Here is a 1,982-nt window from a genome sequence, read left to right on the forward strand (position 1 = left end):
CGTAGGCGCCCGCCGCCGAACACCCGCGCCCCTCCCACCACTCAACCGCCGACCGCCAGACCCCCACCGCCGCCCCCCCCGGTAATCGGCTGACGGTGCAACGCGATTTTTCCGGCCGCATCCAGCGCCTGGATAACGGCGCCGGGCGTTGTTTGCGGCTGCGTTATGACCGCCAGCACCTGATCGCCGTCGACTACCAGTGCTTTGACCTGGGTGACGAGCAGCCACCGGCCTGGCGCACGGCCCAGACGCTGGTCAGCTATCGCTACGACGGCCGCGGCCGGCTGATCGAGGCGAGCAACGCCGCCGGCGAAGCCGAGCGCTACGACTACGACGAGCAGCACGTCATCCTGCAGCGACAACTGGCCGGCGGCGCCAGTTTCTACTGGGAGTGGGAGCGCGCCGGCAAGGCAGCCCGCTGCATCCGTCACTGGGCCTCCTTTGCGCAGATGGACACCCGTTATGTCTGGGACGACGCCGGCGGGGTGACACTCAAGCACGCCGACGGCAGCCAGGAAAGCTACGTCCACGACGACCAGGCGCGGCTGGTGCGGCGGGTCACCGCCGACGGCGGCGAGCTGCTTAAGGCTTATGACGCCCAGGGCCGCTTGGTCGCCGAGCAGGACGCCCTCGGTGCCGTTACCGAATACCGCTACGACGAAGTCGGCCGGCTGGTCGCGCTGATTCCGCCGGAAGACGCGCCCACGTCCTACGAGTACCGCAATGGTTTCCTGCATGCGCGTTATCGCGACCAGGCCAAGTGGACCTATCAACGCAATGCCCAGGGCGATCTCACCTGGCTGATCGACCCCGACGGCCAGAGCACCTACCACGAGTATGACGCGCAGGGCCGTTTGCGGCTGATCCGCTATCCGGACCACAGTCAGCATCTGTTCACCTGGAACCGCCTCGGCCAACTGCTCGAAGAAACCCGCCCCGACGGCGGACGCCGGCAATATGCCTACGATGCGCTGGGGCGGCGGACCACGATCGAGGATGAATTCGGCGGCATCACCCGCTACCAGTGGGACACCGTCGGCCGCCTGTTGCAGGTGGCGTTGCCGAGCGGCGCCCGCCGCACCTTCAGCTACAACGCCTACGGCCGGATCACCGCCGAGCGCGACGAACTCGATCGCGTCACCCGCTACGAATACGCCGACGACCTGCACCTGGTCAGCCGACGGATCAACCCCGACGGCAGCACGCTGCAGTACCGCTACGACCACGCCCGGCTGTTGCTGACCGCCATCGAGAACGAATCCGGCGACAGCTACCGACTGGACTACACCCCCGGCGGCTTGATCCGCCAGGAAACCGGCTTCGACGGCCGGCGTACGGCGTATGCCTACGACCTCAACGGCCAGTTGCTGGAAAAAACCGAGTTCGGCGATGACGGCTCGCAACTCGTCACCGGTTACGCGCGCGACAGCGCCGGACGCCTGTTGCTCAAGACCCTGCCCGACGGAGGCAAGGTCGAGTACCGCTACGACCGCCTCGGCCGGCTGGTCAGCGTCGACGACGGCCAGGAGCATCCACTGGCGTTCGAGTACGACGCCCACGACCGGCTGATCAGCGAACACCAGGGCTGGGGCACCCTGCGTTACGGCTATGACGCCTGCGGCCAGTTGCAGCACCTACGCCTGCCGGATAACAGCCGTCTGAAATACCACCGCGCCGAAGGCGGCGCCCTGACCGCCATCGACCTCAACGGCACCCGACTCACCGGCCACCAGTTCGCGTTCGGCCGCGAACACCAGCGCCAGCAAGGGGCCTTGCTGAGTGACTACGCCTACGACGATCAGGGCCGTTTGTTGGCCCACGCCGTCAGCCAAAACCAGCACCCACGGTACCGTCGCGATTATGCCTACGGCGCCAGCGGCCACCTCCTGCAAATCGACGACAGCCGCCACGGCCCGCGCCGCTACCAGTACGACCCGTGCGACCGCCTGACCGGCGTGCGGCATGCCCGTCACGACGAGGCG

Annotated in this window: 1 pseudogene; it reads left to right on the forward strand. The window is 67.5% G+C overall.

Annotation, left to right across the window (positions count from 1 at the left end):
* Positions 1-80 precede the first annotated feature (80 nt).
* Positions 81-1,982 (forward strand): annotated as a pseudogene (locus tag GPL81_RS30970) (type IV secretion protein Rhs); the annotation flags it as partial.

Origin of the sequence: Pseudomonas izuensis (assembly GCF_009861505.1) — a bacterium.
In the GTDB taxonomy this organism is placed as follows: domain Bacteria; phylum Pseudomonadota; class Gammaproteobacteria; order Pseudomonadales; family Pseudomonadaceae; genus Aquipseudomonas; species Aquipseudomonas izuensis.